This is a genomic window from Rhizobium sp. P32RR-XVIII (assembly GCF_012641395.1).
Classification (GTDB): domain Bacteria; phylum Pseudomonadota; class Alphaproteobacteria; order Rhizobiales; family Rhizobiaceae; genus Rhizobium.
In genome coordinates this window covers 441395-458820 of record NZ_JABAIH010000004.1, presented here as the reverse complement: position 1 = coordinate 458820, position 17426 = coordinate 441395, and the positions used below count along the sequence as shown (strand labels likewise).

Genomic DNA, 17426 nt, shown 5'->3' with positions numbered 1-17426 from the left:
AGGAGAGAATTCTATGTCTAATGCAACAGTCGAAAAATGGGGCGTGTTCGAAGCTTCCTTTGATGGACCCTCCGACGGCAACCCCTATCTCGACGTGGCATTCGATGCCGTCTTCACCCACAAGAGCCGGGAAGTTCGGGTTCCGGGTTTCTATGACGGCAATGGCACCTATCGTGTCCGCTTCATGCCCGATGTCGAGGGCGAATGGTCTTTCCTGACCCGTTCCAAGACCGCGGCACTCGACGGCAAGACTGGTTCACTGGTCGCAACGGCCCCATCGGCCGGCAACCACGGCCCGGTGCGCGTGCGCAACAAGTTTCATTTCGCCTACGCCGATGGGACGCCGTTTCTGTCTTTTGGAACAACCTGCTATGCTTGGACGCACCAGCCGCTTGAGATGCAGCAGCAGACGCTGGAGACGCTGAAGAAGACGCGCTTCAACAAGATCCGCATGGGCGTCTTTCCGAAGGATTACCCGTATAACGTCAACGAGCCTCTGCATGCGTGCTTTGAGAAGGACGCCGATGGCAAGGAAGACTTCGACAGACCCAACCCCGCCCTCTTCCGGCACTTCGAAAAGCAGGTGGCGGCACTCTGCGCGCTCGGGATCGAAGCCGACATCATCATGTTCCACCCTTACGATCGCTGGGGTTACGCGGACATGTCGGCCGCACAGGATTTTCGCTATGTCGAATATCTGGCCGCGCGTTTGTCCGCCTTCCGGAATGTCTGGTGGTCGCTTGCCAACGAATATGACTTCCTCATCGATACGAAGCCGATGGAGCAATGGGATCGCTACTTCCACATCCTGGAAGAGAACGATCCCTACCAGCACCTGCGCTCCATCCATAATGGCGACGTGACGGCAAACTTTGACCATCGCAAGCCCTGGGTCACTCACACGTGCATTCAAAATCCCGACGTCAAGCGCACTCAGGAGTGGCGCAACGCCTACGGCAAGCCAGTCGTCAACGACGAGCCCGAATATGAAGGCGACATCATGCAATCCTGGGGCAATCTCAGCGCCCGGGAACTGGTGCACCGCTTCTGGATCACCATGGCGCGCGGCGGATATGCCGGCCATGGCGAGACTTATTCCCATCCGGAGGATCTGATCTGGTGGGCCAAGGGCGGAGAGCTGCATGGCGAGGCGTGGAAGCGTATCGGCTTCCTCAGGGACCTGCTCGAGGCGGACGTGAAGCACGGGCTGGAGCCTCTTGGCGTCATCGGCGAGTGGCCCTGGTCCCGCGTGTCGGGAGCGCGCGACGGCGACGGCGACTTCCGTCTGATCTACCTCGGCGAGCACCAGCCGGTCATCTGGTCCTCGGGCCTGCCGCTCGACAGCGACGACTATGACGTCGATCTCATCGACACCTGGGAAATGACGGTCACGCCGGCGAAGAAGGTGGAGGCTCCCGTTCCCCATCCCACCCGCCACGGCGCGATTGTCCGCGGAGGCAAGCCGGACGCGGCCTTTGGCGTCCAAATTCCGCGCAAGCCGTACCAGGCACTGCGCGTCCGCCGGAAGCGCTGAAGATATAAAAAGAGGTCCCGATGTCAGGGTTGAGCATCAAGAACGTCAAGAAGTCCTTCGGCGCGGTGGACATCATCCACGGTGTCGACGTCGAGATCGCCGACGGTGAATTTGTCATTCTCGTCGGCCCCTCCGGCTGCGGCAAGTCGACATTGCTGCGCATGATTGCCGGGCTTGAGGAGATTACGGCCGGCCAGATCAGCATTGACGGCCGGGTTGTGAACAATCTGCAGCCGAAGGATCGCGATATCGCGATGGTCTTCCAGAACTACGCGCTCTACCCGCAAATGACGGTGGAGCAGAACATGGGATTTGCGCTCGAGCTCGCGGGCGTCAAGCGGCCGGAAATCGAGAAGAAGGTGAGTGAAGCTGCGGCCATTCTGGGATTGCAGCCCCTCCTCGATCGAAAGCCCGCCCAGTTGTCGGGCGGACAGCGGCAGCGCGTTGCCATGGGTCGCGCCATCGTTCGAGATCCGAAAGTGTTTCTCTTCGACGAGCCCCTCTCAAACCTGGACGCGAAGCTGCGTGTGAAGATGAGAGCGGAAATCAAAGCGCTGCACCAGCGCCTCAAGACGACTATCGTCTACGTCACCCACGACCAGATCGAAGCCATGACCATGGCTGACAAGATCGTCGTGCTCCAAGGCGGTCGTGTCGAACAGATCGGCAGCCCGCTGGAGCTCTACGACCGGCCCCGCAACATCTTCGTTGCCGGTTTCCTGGGCTCCCCCGCCATGAACTTTCTCGAGGGAACCCTGCAGGATGCCGGGAGTCCCGCGTTGTCGCTATCGGGAGGTTCGCGCGTGAAGCTGTCGCGGGCGCCGGCCAACTCTGCAAGGCAACCGTTGACGTTGGGCATTCGTCCGGAAGACATCGCCTTGGGCGGCGAGAACGGTGTCGACGCGGTGGTCAAGGTGGTCGAGCCCACAGGTTCCGAGACCCATGTTGCGGTGGAGCTTGAAGGCAAGGAACTGACATGGGTCGTCCGCGAACGTGTCGAACTGGTTCCGGAACAGCGCGTGAAGCTTTCGTTCGCAACGGACAAGGTTCATTTCTTTGACCGAGAGACGCAGCAACGCTTGAACGTCTAGGCACTGCGTCGTTCGTCGCGTCGACATACCCAAGTCAGATACCGGGCGTCGCTTTTGGCAGCGGCGGCAGTCAAGCTGTCGTCAGCGGCGAAGCCTTCAGTACCCCCACCTGCCCTGCATCAGATAGCGCTCCTCTGTCTCGATCGGTCGGAGTGATGAAGCCTATTCACATTTGAATGTCGTCGGCTGCATAATAAATCAAAAACTTGGGAACCTTATCCCGTTTTGATCATCCAATTCAGGATTGGAGCCCGAATGAAAACGACCTATCCTGAAAACAGAAAGCTTGCATTGCCCTCGGGATCCGACGATGCGGATCTCGTTGCCGGCGCGCGCCGAAAGGAGCCTGAGGCCTTTCGCGCCATCATGCGCAGATATAACCAGCAGCTATTTCGCATTGCCCGCGGCGTGGTCCGCGACGACAGCGTGGCCGAAGACATCGTTCAGGAGACCTATGTTCGCGCTTTTCAGCATCTCGACCAGTTTCGAGGTGAGGCGCTGCTGTCGACCTGGCTGCACCGTATCGCCTTGAACGAGGCGCTGGGCAGGCTAAGGCAATCAGCGCGTCGATCCGAAGTTCCTTTGACAGCGGAAGAAAAGGGAGCGGAAATCTTGCGGTTTCCGGCCGTTATGGACGTAGATGATCCGGAAAAGGCGATGGCGCAAAGGCAGATAGTGCGATTGGTCGAGGAGGCGATGGACACATTGCCCGAGAGTTTTCGCCTGGTTTTTATCGCCAGAGTCGTCGAGGGCATGAGCATAGACGACACGGCGAGCCTTCTTGGCATTCGGGCCGAGACGGTCAAGACGAGGCTCCACAGGGCAAGAGCGCTCCTGCGGCGCAAGCTCGACGAACAGATCGGCCCGGCTTTTCTCGATGTTTTCCCGTTCGCCGGCTGGCGCTGTGAGCGTTTGACAGAAAAAGTCATCAATCGGCTTGGCCTTACCGAATAAGCGGGAACCTTCTTGGTCCGCGTGCATCCAAGAGGTTGTTTTGCAACACCATCGGGCCGCTTTGGCCCGCAAAGAGGAGCATCCCCATGTTTGCGCGACTAACCACAATGTACGCCGCCCTCAGCCTTCTAGGTACTCCTGCGTTTGCCGCCGGCACCGCACCGACGGACCCTCAGATCGCACACATCGCCTACACCGCGAGCGAAATCGATATCGATGCGGCCAAGCAGGCGGTCGAAGTATCGAAAAACCAAGAGGTCGTCTCCTTTGCCAAGGACATGATCCGCGACCATGAGGCCGTCAACAAACAGGCGCTCGACCTGGTCAAGAAACTCAACGTGAAGCCGGAGGATAACGCGACCAGCAAGGATTTGACAAAGGCTGCAGGCGAGGAGAGGAAGCGTCTTGCCAAGCTCAAGGGCGCCGCGTTCGACAAGGCGTATATCGAGAACGAGGTTGCCTACCACAAGCAGGTCAATGGCGCGCTCGAAACCTTGCTCATCCCCTCCGCGAAAAACGCGGACCTGAAGGATCTACTGCAGACGGGTCTGAAGGTGTTTCAGGGACACCAGCAGCATGCCGAACACGTCGCGGCGATGTTGAAGTAAAGTCATCGCGATGGCGGCAAAGCGCTTCCTTTCAGCGCTGGGCGGGGTGGCCATGACCTTGGCTGCCCTCCCAGCCCACGCTGCCACCGTCCAGGTGGTTCTCGACAAGCTGGGTTTTCAGCCTGTGGAAGTCACGGTGGTGGTAGGCGATACAATTGAATGGGTGAACAAGGATCCGTTCGCCCATACAGCAACTGTCAAGGGCGGCTTCGATGTCGTGATTGCACCTCACAAGTCAGGGTCGATGGTGATGAACAAGGCGGGAAGCCTCGACTATTTCTGCCGCTTTCATCCGAACATGCGGGGTCGCATTACCGTAACGGAACGGTGAGCGGCGCGGCGCCCTCTCCGCCAGGAGTGGGATGCCCCGGAGATCGCGCTGGACCCGTTCCGATCGCTCGGGTCCAGCAGCTTGCCCTTCTTCGCCTCGCTATAGCCACCGCCCAACACGGGCCTTGTAGGCGAGATAGACGTCACCGAACTTCCGCTCGAGATAGGCCTCCTCGCGGGCGACGACGCCGTAGCGGATGACGAGATAGAACGGCACCAGCATGACAATCAGCCACAGGCTGTCGAAGACGACAGAAAGCCCGATGAGGCCGAGGAACATGCCGGTGTAGATCGGGTTGCGCGTGAAACGGTAGGGGCCTGCGGCGACGATTGTCGTCGTCGGCTGGGTGGTCGGGATCTGCGTCCCGGCGCGGCGGAAGGTCGTCGCCGCCCAGATCAGCAGCGCCAGGCCGGCGACGAACACGATGCCGCCGAGCCAGCCGCGCGGCACTGCCGCCGGCAGGAAAGGCAGCGGATAGACCCAATCGAGCGCAAGCCCGGCGATCACCGCAAGCGCCCAGGCGATCGGCGGCCGTATCACCGCGCCTGAACTGTCGCGTAAATTCTCGCTCGCCCCGTTCATGCCGCCGTCCTATCTGCTCCTCCGTCTTCGAAATTCAAACACCCGGAAACCTGCGTCGCAGTTTACTTCGCTGAGGCGCGAACAGCTAGGGGACTGCCGGGCTTGGTCAGACCGCAACCGGCGCTTCGATCGCAGGGTGAGAATCGTAGCCCGTCACCTCGAAGTCCTCGATCCGATAGCCGTCGATCCCATCGGGCTTCCGCTTCAGCACCAACTTGGGAAAGGCCATTGGCTCGCGTGAGAGCTGCTCCTTGGCTTGCTCCAGATGGTTCAGATAAAGATGCGTATCGCCCCCAACCCAGATGAGCTCACCGCGATCCATCTCGGCCTGCTGCGCAATCATGGCAAGCAGCGCGGCCTGTTGGCAGATGTTGAATGGCGCTCCGAGGAAAATATCGCAGGAGCGCTGGGTCACGAGCATCGAAAGCCGCGGCCGGCCCTCACCTTGCAATCCGGAGACGTGAAACTGATAGACCATGTGGCAAGGCGGAAGCGCCATCTGATCCAGTTCGCCCACGTTCCACGCGTGGAACAGCATGCGCCGGCTCGTCGGATTGGTTTTCAAGCTATGCATGAGAGCGCCGATTTGATCGTGCTCCACCCCATTGCCGTCCAGCCATCGTCTCCACTGCTTGCCGTAGACCGGCCCGAGATCGCCCCACTTTGCCGCGAAAGCATCATCCTCAAGAATCCGCCTCTCGAACGCCTCCTGGGATATCTTTTCGCCCGTCGCCTTGCGGTATGCGGCGAGCGGCCAGTCCGTCCATATCTTGACGTTTTCCCTGAGCAGCGACTGGATGTTTGTCTGTCCGGTCAGGAACCAGAGCATCTCCTTTACCGCCGTCTTCCAGTAGACCTTTTTGGTTGTGAAGGCCGGAAAGCTGCCGTCCGAGAGATCGAAGCGCATCATCGCGCCGAACATCGACAGGGTGCCTTCGCCGGTGCGGTCCATGCGCCGGTCGCCCTTCTCAAGCAGGTGGGCCATGATATCGAGGTACTGATATTCAGGATGGCGCAGCATCCATGTCTCCCTGTTTGCGATCATGTGGATTGCAGAACAATCCGCACACCCAGCCGGCCACTCAGCGCCGCCGCACGCGCTCAAGAGAGCCGAGTGCCGACCGTCGCAACTCGTCGAGTCCTTACCGCCGCCGATTCCGTTGGCTCAATCTAAGCGCTGCCGCTGCCGAAACCAACGTCCGAATGGGGGTTGTCCCGGCAATTGTCTTGCCGCCCGCAACGCTTTTGTGACGTATCCCCTTTCCATACGCTTCTGAAAACACTATATCAGCACTGTCGGTTTTCGGACCGGCTATGGCGATAAATGAGCGGTGTAATAAACCTATTGGACCCGGGGGCGGTACCCGGCGCCTCCACCAAAAACAGGCGGTCGATCTTCGTGGTCTGGCCTGCTTTTGATGGGGGCGAAATAGGATCGACAAGGGTGTAAAGATCGACTTTTTGCTCGGCATGATACCGCCGTTATCGGGTCAAAAGTGTAGTTGCAAACGACAACAACGCTAAGGAATACGCTCTCGCTGCCTAATGGCGGTGCGGGAATTCCGCTCTAAGTCCTTGCGGTTAGCACCGAAAGGCGGGGTCCGAAGGCACCTGGCAACAGAAGCCTTCACCTTCTCCCTGCCACCCAAATCATGTATGTTTGTGACGCGTGACCCGGATACCAGACTTTCCCAAGGCTGCCCGACGTGGCATATAACCTTGAGAAAAGACTTCCGAACCAAAGAAAGACAGGAAAAGCATGGGGCAGGATCATATCCGCTACGACATTCTGGCACAGGACGCGCTGCGCGGCGTGATTCGCAAGGTCTTGTCCGAAGTCGCAACGACGGGCCGCCTGCCCGGCGACCATCATTTCTTTATCACTTTCCTGACCGGCGCGCCCGGCGTCCGCATCTCGCAGCATCTGAAGTCCAAGTATCCGGAGCAGATGACCATCGTGATCCAGCACCAGTTCTGGGATCTGAAGATCACCGAATCGCTGTTCGAGATCGGCCTTTCGTTCTCCGACGTTCCCGAGAAGCTGGTGATTCCGTTCAACGCGATTCGCGGCTTCTACGACCCTTCGGTCAATTTCGAACTGGAGTTCGACGTGCCGCTGGCAGACGGTGAAGAGCAGCCCGACGCTGAAATCACCGCCTATCCGGTCGCGGCCGAGAAGGGCGAAGAAACCCCGGCCGCCAAGCCTGCCGAAGGCGGCGACGACAAGAAGCCCGGTTCCGTCGTCTCGCTCGACGCTTTCCGCAAAAAGCAGTAAACCAAAAAGGGAAGCCACGGCTTCCCTTTTTCATGCTCCCTTTCGAAGCCGGATGGAGGCAAGCCATGAGCGCCGAAATCGTCAACCTCCGCCAGTTCAAGAAAAAACAGACCCGCTCCGAAAAGGAAAAGCAGGCCGAGCAGAATCGTATCAGCTTCGGCCGTACGAAGACTGAGAAGAACCTGACAAAGGCGCTGAACGAAAAGGCCGAAAAGGCTCACCGGCAGGGCCGCATAGAAAAAGACGAAGACCGCGAATGACGGCGCAGCGGAGCCGGAAGAACGCTCAGATCAAATTATTGGCAGAATTTCCTCACTTAGTTCTTGAGAAAACTGGCTTACGGGACGTCCGATGATCCGCAAGCACTCTGCCAGTCTGCATGGCCACCGCACCAGCTTCTCACTGGAAGACGAATTCTGGGCTGAACTGAAGGCGATCGCCGCGGCTCGCGCAATGCCCCTCGCCGCCCTTATCTCCGAAATCGATGACAAGCGCCCGCCGGACAGCAACCTCTCCTCCGCTCTCCGGCTTCATGTCTTGAGCTGGCTAAAGGATCGCCGCTAGAACCTCACTGCGGCATCGTCACGCCGGGTAAATCCTCGAAATTGAGCTGGTTACCCATGAGCGGCGACTGATTGAGCTGCTGGGCGCGGCGCGCGGCTTCGGCTTCCGCGGCGGCCTTCGCCTCGGCGGCTGCCTTTGCTTCGGCATCCGCCTTCGCCTTGGCTTCTTCGGCTGCCTTTGCCCTCGCCTCCGCCTCTGCCTTGGCTTTCGCCTCCGCCTCGGCCTTTTGCCTTGCAGCTTCCGCGGCAAGCATCCGCAGACGCTCCTCCTCGGCCCTGCGCTCGGCTTCGATCTTGGCCGCCCTCACGCGCTCGCCATCGTTGAACTTGTAGAGAGCCACCTCGCGCCGCAACCGCTGCTTTTCGAGCACGTTCGACTGGAGCCGCTCGACACGCCGGCGTTCGCGCTCGAAGGCACGCAGCGACAGATATCCGGTGATGTCGGTGACATCCATGGTGCGGCCGGGCGATGCCAGCAATCCGGAGTAATCCAGCCGGATTGCTGGCTCAGCGCCCGGAAGGGTCTCCTTGCCGGGATTGAGGGCAATGTTCAGCGATGCGGTGATGCGTTTCTGCGGCAGGCTGACCTGCGCATTTCCGGTGACGGTGGCGAGCTCGTTGGCAGCACTGACATTCTGCACGCGAAGAACACCGTCGGCGATGTTGAACGGAATCGCCGTCGGCGGGAGCTTCGCCTCTCCGTTGTTGAGCAACGTCTCGACGATCGGATGTATCTTCCCGGCGTTAAGCTGATCCTGCATCGGGTCGGTGGCGGCAAGCAGCGGCGCCAGGATTGCGAGATTGAGCCCGCGCACGCTGGTATCCGCGAGCTGCAGTTCACCGGATCCCGTTACGGAACCTGCGAGGTCGACCATCGTCTTGCCGGAGGCTTCCATGCCGAGCGAAAGTCCGAACTTGCCGTTCGCCAAGGGCGCCCCGTCGCGCTGCCAAACGACGCCGCTGAGATCCGAATTTGCGAGCGAAAGCTGCGTCTGAAATAAACCGGTGCCATTGGCATTGGTGAATAGCGCATTGCCGGAAAGCTGGCCGCCGTTCCATCCGCCCTTCATGTCGTTCAGTTGCAATTCATCGCCCTTATAGGCGACATTGCTCGTGAAACCGGTCACGGCTCCCGACCATCCCGGCCAGAACTCCTTGGCCGAAAGTTTCAGGTTGACGTCCATATCCTTGAAGATCGGTTGACCAAGTGCGGCCGTCGAGAGGCTGCCGGTTGCAGCATCGGTCATCGGGCCATAGATGGCCTCCCCCAGCCAGGTCGCATCGGCACTGTCAAGCGCAAGCTCGCCGCTCGCCGTCGATTTGTCTGCCTTGCGATCGACGGTCACCGCACCCGAAAACTGATTGTCCGCCGCATGCCCCTTGAGGTCGGCAAAAACGATCTTGTCCCCATCGACGGTCGCGGTCGTCTGCAGGCCGAAGGGCAACCCGGTGCCCATCTGCGGCAGCGCCATGCCGTTCATGATGAGATAGGGGTCGAGATCCGCGCTTTCCAATGAGACGCCGATCTGGCCGTTCATGAAATTTCCGGGACGAACATCGACTTTGCCGTTGGCGGTAAAGGATGTGCGGTCGGTCGCAAAGGTGAGCGACGCATCGGCCGGATCGGTGCCGCTTGCCTGCACCTTCAGAGTGAGACGTCCGTTGGCATCAGCCTCCACCGGCAGGGGATCGAGCCCCGCCTGCCCGAACAGGATCGAGGTCGTGCTGTTTTCAAGCGTGGCCTCCAGGCTTGTCGTACCCTTGCCGGTCAGCGCCAGAAGGTCCGACATACGGTAATCGAGGTTCACACGGCTGCCGTTCGACACGCCGGCAAGCGTCACCGCAAGCCCATCGCCCTGATCGCCGCCCAGCGTGAGTGCACCGCGCAGGGCCGTATTGGTATACCAGGCGGCATTGCGCACCAGTCTGTCCATGACCGGATGATGCGGCAGATGCTCCTTCAGCATCGTGAAGAACGGCCCCGGATCGGCCGACTTGAAGGTGATCTCGCCCGAGCCCTTGTAGTCGAGCAATGAGCCCTCAGCCCGGCCGGTGGCCGTCAATTCCGCGCCGGCCAAATTCTTGGCGTTCAGTTTGTCGACGGCAAGCGCCCCATCGGCGATCGTAAAGCTCGTCTCGACATTCTGCGCCTCGACGCCGAAAGCACTGAATTTGTCTGCCTTCAAATGCGCGGTGATCTTGTGGTCGAGCACATTGTCGCCCGCGTCCTGCCCCGTGAAAAGGCCGGTCAAGGCCCTCAGTGCATCAAGGTCGAGGGCATCGCCGGCGAGATCGACGTTCAGCAAGGGCGTCTGGTTCTCCGGGGCCTGCCGATCCAACTTGCCTTTCAGCGTGGCAGAACCGACGGCAATCTCCAGGTTGTTGAAGCTCTGATGCTGGTGGGTCAGACTGACATCGGCTGAAAAGCCTGCCTGCTTCAACTGGCGGATCGCGGGGTCGACGGAGCCTGCAAGCCAGGAGGCAAGCCCCGAGGGCTGATTGGAGGCAACGGTAAGCTGGCCGTTAAAGGAAGGTTCGCCTCTGAGCTTCAGCTGGCCCATACCCTCCACCTGGGTCCGCCCCGGCAGTGTCCCGACGGCATTGTCGATCGTCCAGCCGTCGCCGGCCGGCTCCAGATCGAGCTGCACATCCCGAATGGTCGTGTCCCCGGCAACGATCGCCGGCAGTTTGACGCTCGCCTTTCCCGGCACCTGCGGCACGGGAACCTGGGCGACGATGCTGATCAACGAATTGAGCCGCTGCCGTGCAGATTGGGTGGGGTCCCGGGTGGTCTTGCCGCCGGCACCCTGATTGCCGATCCTGTTGACGTCGATCTGCTGGCCATTGGCGACCAGCAGAAATTCCGGAGCGTTTCCGGTATCGAGCGTCGCCTCGCCGGTGATGATGTAGGGATCGTCTGCAGACCCGATCTCCATCCGGTATTCGGGTACCCGGATGCGTTCGTTGGTCAGTTCGAAGCGGCCCTTGACGCGCGGCGGCGGCGTGCTCTTGTCATCCGATTTGGCTCGGTTTTCGATCGCGGCCGACATGAGGCCCTGATAGTTTGGCTTACGGTCGACCAGCTTCAGTTCGCCGTCGAGATCGATTTTGACCGGATGCCGATCGGGTGCCAGCTGGGTGCGAACCTTCAACACGCCGTTCTCGTCCGGCTGACCGCTTGAAATCGAGAAGCTGCCATGATCGCCATCCAGCGATGCGTCGCCTTCGATCCGCCATGGGCCTGCCAGCGACTTCGCGGACATCTCGGCGTTCAGTCCCGTGATGCGGCGGGAGCGGCCCGATTGATCGTCGATGAACTGCAGGTCGCCGCCCGTCACATGGACACTTTCGAGGACGACCGTTTTTGCCGGAATCTCCGGCCGGCTGCCGCGCATCCAGTCCAGAGTTCCGTCGTTGAGCAGCCGCAGGCGCAATTTCGGATTGACGACGCGCATGTCGAAAATCAGCGCCTCGCCGGAAAGGAACGGCGCAAGCTCGGCATCCATGGCGAATTGCTCGACCTGGACGACCGGCTGGCCGTCTGATTCCTGGCCGACGCGCACGTCATGCAGAGTGACCGACGGGAACGGCAAGAGGCGCGCATCGACGGTGCCATGCACGGTCACCTTTTTGCCGATGATGCGGCTGGCCTGATCCTCGAAATTCTTGCGGAAGTCGGTCCAGTCAATGAAAAGCGGAGCGAGCAGCGCCACGAAGAGCACTACGACGATCACTCCCCCCAGAAAGACGAGGAACCGGCCTATCAAATCAAGCATTCTCCAATCGGGAATCTGTTGCCGACACTACTGTTATTCATGTCGGGAGCAAGGCCGAAGATCATGAGCTTGTTCCGTTTTCAGCCAAGATGAAAGATCTTGCCGGGATTGAAGATATCGTCAGGGTCGAGCGCCTGCTTGACCTGCCGCATAAGATCGACGGCACCGCCAAGCTCCTGCTCGAGAAACGCCATCTTTCCCTGTCCTATCCCATGCTCACCGGTGCATGTCCCATCCATGGCCAAAGCTCGCTGATTAAGCCGCGCCACGAAATTCTCCGCAACGGCGACGCCTTCAGCCGTCTTGTCATCGAACAGCAGGAGCACGTGAAAGTTCCCGTCCCCCGCATGACCGACGATCGGCGCCAGCAGACCATGTTCCTGGATGTCGGCCTGCGTCTCGGCAACACAATCCGCAAGCCGTGATATTGGAACACAGACATCGGTCGAAAGTGCGGCAAGGCTGGGCGCCAGCGCCCGGCAGGCCCAGTACGCGTCATGCCGCGCCTTCCAGAGCTTGTTGCGCTCCTCGGCATTCGCCGTCCAAAGGAATTCCCCGCCGCCGCATTCGGCCGCAATCTCCGCAAACTGCGCCGATTGAATCTCGACGCTTTCGTCCGTTCCATGAAATTCGAGGAAGAGCGTCGGGCTTTCGGCATAGCTCAGTCCCGAATAGGCGTTGCAAGCGCGCATCTGCACCTCGTCGAGCAACTCGATGCGCGAAACCGGAATACCCATCTGGATGGTCATGATGACCGCGTCGCAGGCGGCCTTGATCGTCGGAAAGGCGCAGGCGCCGCCTGCGATCTTCTGGGGAATCCCCTGCAGCCGCAACGTCACGGAGGTGAGAATTCCAAGCGTGCCTTCGGCCCCGACGAAAAGCCGGGTCAAATCATAACCCGCAGAGGATTTGCGCGCCCGGCGCGCGGTGCGGATCTCCTCGCCGTTGGCTGTCACGGCCGTCACCGACAGCACGTTGTCCTTCATTGTGCCGTAGCGAACGGCGTTGGTTCCGGAAGCCCGCGTGGAAGCCATCCCGCCGATCGAGGCATTTGCACCGGGGTCGATTGGAAAGAACAGGCCGGTATCGCGAAGATAAACATTCAGCTCTTCACGCGTAATGCCCGGCTCAACGGTGCAATCGAGATCCTCGGCGTTTACTTCAAGAACCCGATTCATTCGGCTGAAATCGATCGAAATTCCGCCATTCGGTGCATTGACCTGCCCCTCCAGCGAAGAGCCCGTACCGAAGCCGATAACCGGCACCTTGTGCTCCGCGCAGAGCTTGACCGCCGCCTTCACGTCGTCTGCGGTTTCGGCGAACAGCACGCCATCCGGCAGCTGCGCGGGAATGTAGGTGGTTGTATGCGCATGCTGTAGGCGGAAGGATTCTCCGGTCTGGAAGCGCTCGCCGAAACGCTGCTTCAAGATGCCGAGAACGGCAGAAATGCCCGTCTCATTGCGTTTTCCGGCTTTTGCATCCTTGAGCGCCATCCTGTTGATCTCCCATCTTTTCCGCCGCTACAGGCAGGTTGGTATGGGGCAACGGATGGCGCCTGTCCAGTATCGATCAAACGAGCGGCGGATTGAGCCGGGCGAAACCTTCCTGCCTTCTGTAAGGAAAATAAGGGTAAGGCGCCGACACGCTGCTGACCTTGTCGAGCCTCTCGACCTGCTCCTTGGTCAAAGACCAACCGACGGAAGCGAGGTTCTGGCGCAGTTGCTCCTCGTTGCGCGCCCCGATGATCACGCTGGAAACGGTTGGCCGGGTGGTCAGCCAGTTGATGGCGATCTGCGGCACCGTCTTGCCGGTCTCGGCGGCTATCTCGTCAAGCACGTCGACAATATTGAACAGCGTTTCGTCATCAACCGGCGGACCATATTCCGCCGTCTGGTGCAGCCGGCTTCCTTCCGGCAGCGGCTGCTCGCGGCGAATTTTGCCGGTAAGTCTGCCCCAGGCGAGCGGGCTCCAGACCAGCGCACCCACGCCCTGGTCAGCAGCGAGCGGCATCAGCTCCCACTCGTAATCGCGGCCTGCCAGCGAGTAGTAGACCTGATGCGCCACATGACGCGGATAGCCATGTCTCTCGGAAACGGCGAGCGACTTCATCAGCTCCCAGCCGGCGAAATTCGAAGCGCCGATGTAGCGGAGCTTTCCGGCAGCGACGAGGCGATCGAGCGTCGAAAGTACCTCCTCGACCGGCGTCGAGGCATCAAAGGCATGCAGTTGCAGCAAATCGATATAGTCGGTGCCGAGGCGCCGAAGCGCATCATCGACGGATTTGATCAGCCGCGAACGTGAGCTTCCCCAGTCCGCCGGCCCCTCGCCCATCGGCAGCGCTGTCTTCGTGGAGATGAGCACCGCGTCGCGCTTTCCGCGGATCGCCTGCCCGAGGACCTCCTCTGATGCGCCCGCGGAATAAACGTCAGCAGTATCGAAGAGGTTTACGCCCGCCTCGAGGCAGATATCGACGAGGCGCCGCGCCTCCGCCGCGTCGGTATTGCCCCATGCTCCGAAAAGCGGCCCACTGCCGCCGAACGTGCCAGCGCCGAAGCTCAAGACCGGTACTCTGAGACCGGATGCACCGAGATTCCTGTATTCCATGACTTGTCTCCTGTTGCTGCAAGAGAGATAGACACTCATGAAGGCACGATATAGATTGCCGGCAAGAAACTCATTTGTGATTTGAATTCATCATGAGCCGTCAGGACATCAATCGCTCCGGCGAAATGGAGGTCTTCGTCCGCGCTGTCGAGCTCGGCGGTTTCAGCGCCGCCGCAACGGCCTGCCGCATGACGCCGTCGGCCGTCAGCAAGCTTGTCGCCCGCCTCGAAACCCGGCTGGGCACGCGCCTGATCAACCGCTCGACGCGACGCCTGCAGCTGACGCCGGAGGGCTGCGCCTTCTACGAACGAAGCGTTTCCATCTTGGCGGACATCGCGGAGGCCGAGCGCCACGCCTCGACAGGCGAACAAGCGGCGGGTCCGATCCGCATCAATACCAGCGCGTCCTTCGGCAATCATGTGCTCGCGCCACTCCTGCCCGCCTTCATGGCGCTTCATCCGGCCGTGACACTCGACATTTCCTATACTGACAAGATCGTCGATCTCATGGAAGAGCGCGCCGATGTCGCGATCCGCGCCGGCCCGCTCAAGGACTCCAGCCTGATTGCCCGCAAGCTCGGGGCAGCCCGCAAGCTCATCGTCGCTTCGCCGGACTACCTGCACCACCACGATGAACCGAAATCGATCGCCGATCTCGAAAAGCACTGCCGTATCGGCTTTTCCTATTCCCGGGCCATCGCCGGCTGGCCGCTTCTCGATCAGGATGAAACCGTGCATGTGCCGGTCACGCCGGGAGTTCAGATCGGCGATGGCGACGGGATGCGCCATATGGCGATCGCCGGAGTGGGTATCGCCCGGCTTGCCGATTTCACCGTTCGTGCCGACATCGCCGCCGGGAGACTCGTCCCCGTCCTCGAAAACCTCAATCCCGGCGATATCGAGGAATTCTACGCGGTCTATATAGGCGCGGGAGGTCCGCTACCGGCCCGCGTGCGCGCTCTGCTCGACTTTCTGGCTGCGAACGTCCGGCTTTGATCGATACCTCCGCCAAAGCCAGATTTCGCAGTTGACCCCGGTGCACGCTGGCAAATATACCGGGTGGCGCCAGCGGCAGACCCCGCCGCTTCTTTTCATCCCGCCGATACTTCCCCCAATGCGCGTGGCGGCGCTCCTGTGCATTCGCCAAGAAGAAACCGCTCCATGCTCTTTAAATCCGCAAGCCGCGCCATGCAGAAAGCCAGCCTGCCGAGATGGGCATTGCTGCTTGCCCTCTCCGCCGGTCTTGTCGCCTTTTTCGAGCTTTTCGGTCTGCCAGCCTCGCTTCTCGTCGGACCGATGATCGCCGCGATGTTTCTCGCCTTGGTCTTCGGCAAGGGTGAGGTGCGTGTGCCCTATTGGCCGCTGCAGTTCGGGCAGGTTATCGTCGGTCTGCTGATGGCGCGCGCCATCACGCCGGATATTCTCGGCACGATGGTCAAGGACGCGCCGCTCTTCATGGTGGTCATCTTCTCGGTCATCGCGGTTGCAAGCCTGCTTGGCTATGTCCTCACGCGCTGGCAGGTGCTCCCCGGAACCACCGCGGTCTGGGGCTCCTCGCCTGGCGGCGCCTCGGCCATGGTCATCATGTCGGAGTCCTACGGTGCTGATGCCCGCCTCGTTGCCTTCATGCAGTATCTGCGCGTCGTCTTCGTCGTCATTGCCGCGTCCGCCATCTCGCATCTCTGGGTCGCCACCGACGGTGGAGAGCCGCCGCCGCTCATTCTGTTTCCACCGGTCGACTGGCCGGCTCTTGCGATGACCCTGCTGCTTGCCTGCTGCTCCGTCTATGCGGTCTTTCGTTTCCGCATCAAAGGCGGAACCATCATCACGCCTCTATTTGCCGGTGCACTTCTGCAGGGGTTCGGCTTGATGAAGATCGAATTGCCCATGTGGCTGCTTGCGTTCAGCTATGCGATGATCGGCTGGAGCATCGGGCTCCGCTTCACCCGCTCCATCATGAAACACGTCGCCCGTGCCTTGCCGCGCGTCTCCGCTTCCATTCTGCTTCTGATCGGGATCTGCGGCCTCATGGCCGTGGCGCTGCACAAGCTTGCTGGCATCGATCCACTGACCGCCTATCTTGCCACGAGCCCCGGCGGCGCCGATTCGGTCGCCATCATCGCTGCCTCCAGCGATGTCGACCAGCCGTTCATCATGGCGATGCAGGTCGGGCGGTTTCTCGTGATTCTGTTCACCGGCCCAATGCTTGCGCGTTTCATTGCCCGCAAGAGCGGCCTGGCCGAGAAGCCCGCCTGAGCGAGGCCCACTGGCCGGGCGTCATGCCATAGGCCTTCTTGAAATGCCGATTGAGGTGGCTCTGGTCTGCGAAGCCGGTCGCGAAGGCGACATCCGAGAGCTCGCCTCCCTCGCCGATCATCGCCCGCGCCTTCTGCAGCCGTCGCATCAGCAGGTAGCGATGGGGACTGGTCGCAAATGCAGCCCGGAAGTGGCGCGAAAGCGCAAAGCGATCGAGCCCCGTCACGGATTCCAGCTCGCGGGAACGCACTGTCTGCGTCGCATGCGCTTCGAGGTAGTCGCGGGCACGGCGTGCTTGCCCCCAGGCTATGTTGCCCAGCAGCCGCCGCTGCGCTTTCGCATGTTTCGCCAGCCCATCCCCCACCCGCATCAGGAAATCGTCGACGAACAGCTCGTCGAGCTCCCCATCGAGATCAGCGAGAGCGCCAAGCAACACACCAGCAAGACCCGCATCGTCGACTACAGGCTGATCGACAAAGGGCAGCCCGAGTTTCTCCGCTTCGAGACACTCGGCAAGCAACGCTGGCTCCAGATAGAGCATACGATATTGCAGCCCGTCATCGGAGCCTGCCCCGCCGTCATGCTCCTCGTCCGGATGGAGCACGATGACCTGCCCCGGCAGGCTGATGCGTCTTTCGCCGCGATAGTAAAATGCCTGCGCGCCCTTGAGCGTTACGCCAAGCGCGTAGGTATCGTGACGGTGCGGCTCGAAGGCGTTTCCCCTGAACTGCGCCTCGATGCGCTCGATCCCCGGGAAAGCGGGCGCGGTCAGAATGCCGTCGCCATCCCGCAGCGTGCACAAACGTTCAAGACCTTCGAATACCGGCGGAGTTAAATCCTGGCTCAACGCGAC

The 17426-nt window shown here is 60.7% G+C and carries 16 protein-coding genes and 1 other RNA gene; 11 read left to right on the top strand and 6 right to left on the bottom strand.

From position 1 onward, the window contains the following. Nucleotides 1-13 precede the first annotated feature (13 nt). The 5 genes from HGP14_RS15420 to HGP14_RS15400 all read left to right on the top strand — a co-directional run bounded on the left by HGP14_RS15420 (nucleotide 14) and on the right by HGP14_RS15400 (nucleotide 4518). A complete protein-coding gene (locus HGP14_RS15420; RefSeq protein WP_168830740.1) occupies nucleotides 14-1534 on the top strand; it encodes a DUF5060 domain-containing protein in 1521 nt (506 codons plus the stop codon). Between the two features lie 20 nt (nucleotides 1535-1554). Then, nucleotides 1555-2625, top strand: coding sequence for an ABC transporter ATP-binding protein (locus HGP14_RS15415; RefSeq protein WP_168830739.1), 1071 nt, complete (start codon nucleotides 1555-1557; stop codon nucleotides 2623-2625). A gap of 255 nt (nucleotides 2626-2880) precedes the next feature. Next, complete coding sequence (locus tag HGP14_RS15410; RefSeq protein ID WP_168830738.1) at nucleotides 2881-3579, top strand: RNA polymerase sigma factor; 699 nt, start codon at nucleotides 2881-2883, stop codon at nucleotides 3577-3579. Between the two features lie 86 nt (nucleotides 3580-3665). Continuing rightward, entirely contained in the window at nucleotides 3666-4187 is a 522-nt protein-coding gene (locus HGP14_RS15405) for a DUF4142 domain-containing protein (RefSeq protein ID WP_168830737.1), read from the top strand. 52 nt (nucleotides 4188-4239) lie between these two features. Further along, nucleotides 4240-4518: a cupredoxin domain-containing protein gene (locus tag HGP14_RS15400; protein ID WP_246704463.1), complete on the top strand. Its 279-nt coding sequence runs from the start codon at nucleotides 4240-4242 to the stop codon at nucleotides 4516-4518. A gap of 99 nt (nucleotides 4519-4617) precedes the next feature. On the opposite strand, the gene HGP14_RS15395 is transcribed toward HGP14_RS15400, so the two are convergent. Then, entirely contained in the window at nucleotides 4618-5100 is a 483-nt protein-coding gene (locus HGP14_RS15395) for a methyltransferase family protein (protein WP_168830735.1), read from the bottom strand. A 106-nt stretch (nucleotides 5101-5206) separates the two neighbouring features. Next, on the bottom strand, nucleotides 5207-6121 hold the full coding sequence (locus HGP14_RS15390) for a thymidylate synthase (protein WP_168830734.1): 915 nt from the start codon (nucleotides 6119-6121) through the stop codon (nucleotides 5207-5209). Nucleotides 6122-6356: 235 nt separating this feature from the next. On the opposite strand from HGP14_RS15390, the gene ssrA reads away from it, so the two are divergent. The 4 genes from ssrA to HGP14_RS15370 all read left to right on the top strand — a co-directional run bounded on the left by ssrA (nucleotide 6357) and on the right by HGP14_RS15370 (nucleotide 7939). Then, nucleotides 6357-6732, top strand: a transfer-messenger RNA (tmRNA) gene (ssrA, locus tag HGP14_RS15385). 127 nt (nucleotides 6733-6859) lie between these two features. Next, a complete protein-coding gene (locus HGP14_RS15380; RefSeq protein ID WP_168830733.1) occupies nucleotides 6860-7375 on the top strand; it encodes an SspB family protein in 516 nt (171 codons plus the stop codon). Between the two features lie 65 nt (nucleotides 7376-7440). Next, nucleotides 7441-7635: a DUF4169 family protein gene (locus HGP14_RS15375; RefSeq protein WP_168830732.1), complete on the top strand. Its 195-nt coding sequence runs from the start codon at nucleotides 7441-7443 to the stop codon at nucleotides 7633-7635. Nucleotides 7636-7726: 91 nt separating this feature from the next. Further along, nucleotides 7727-7939 carry a ribbon-helix-helix domain-containing protein gene (locus tag HGP14_RS15370; RefSeq protein ID WP_168830731.1) on the top strand — a complete coding sequence of 71 codons (213 nt, stop codon included), beginning with the start codon at nucleotides 7727-7729 and terminating at the stop codon, nucleotides 7937-7939. A gap of 4 nt (nucleotides 7940-7943) precedes the next feature. On the opposite strand, the gene HGP14_RS15365 is transcribed toward HGP14_RS15370, so the two are convergent. The 3 genes from HGP14_RS15365 to HGP14_RS15355 all read right to left on the bottom strand — a co-directional run bounded on the left by HGP14_RS15365 (nucleotide 7944) and on the right by HGP14_RS15355 (nucleotide 14318). Continuing rightward, nucleotides 7944-11705: an AsmA-like C-terminal region-containing protein gene (locus HGP14_RS15365; protein WP_168830846.1), complete on the bottom strand. Its 3762-nt coding sequence runs from the start codon at nucleotides 11703-11705 to the stop codon at nucleotides 7944-7946. An 89-nt stretch (nucleotides 11706-11794) separates the two neighbouring features. After that, nucleotides 11795-13207 (bottom strand): FAD-binding oxidoreductase, encoded by a 1413-nt coding sequence (locus tag HGP14_RS15360; RefSeq protein ID WP_168830730.1) that lies wholly within the window; start codon nucleotides 13205-13207, stop codon nucleotides 11795-11797. A gap of 76 nt (nucleotides 13208-13283) precedes the next feature. Continuing rightward, complete coding sequence (locus HGP14_RS15355; RefSeq protein WP_168830729.1) at nucleotides 13284-14318, bottom strand: aldo/keto reductase; 1035 nt, start codon at nucleotides 14316-14318, stop codon at nucleotides 13284-13286. Between the two features lie 92 nt (nucleotides 14319-14410). Here HGP14_RS15355 and HGP14_RS15350 point away from each other — a divergent pair, with 92 nt between their 5' ends. Next, a complete protein-coding gene (locus tag HGP14_RS15350) occupies nucleotides 14411-15313 on the top strand; it encodes a LysR family transcriptional regulator (protein ID WP_168830728.1) in 903 nt (300 codons plus the stop codon). Between the two features lie 165 nt (nucleotides 15314-15478). Further along, nucleotides 15479-16573: an AbrB family transcriptional regulator gene (locus HGP14_RS15345; RefSeq protein WP_168830727.1), complete on the top strand. Its 1095-nt coding sequence runs from the start codon at nucleotides 15479-15481 to the stop codon at nucleotides 16571-16573. Here the strand turns inward: HGP14_RS15345 and HGP14_RS15340 are convergent. After that, nucleotides 16533-17420 carry an AraC family transcriptional regulator gene (locus HGP14_RS15340; RefSeq protein ID WP_168830726.1) on the bottom strand — a complete coding sequence of 296 codons (888 nt, stop codon included), beginning with the start codon at nucleotides 17418-17420 and terminating at the stop codon, nucleotides 16533-16535. The two genes, HGP14_RS15345 and HGP14_RS15340, sit on opposite strands and share 41 nt — an antisense overlap. Nucleotides 17421-17426: the final 6 nt, after the last annotated feature.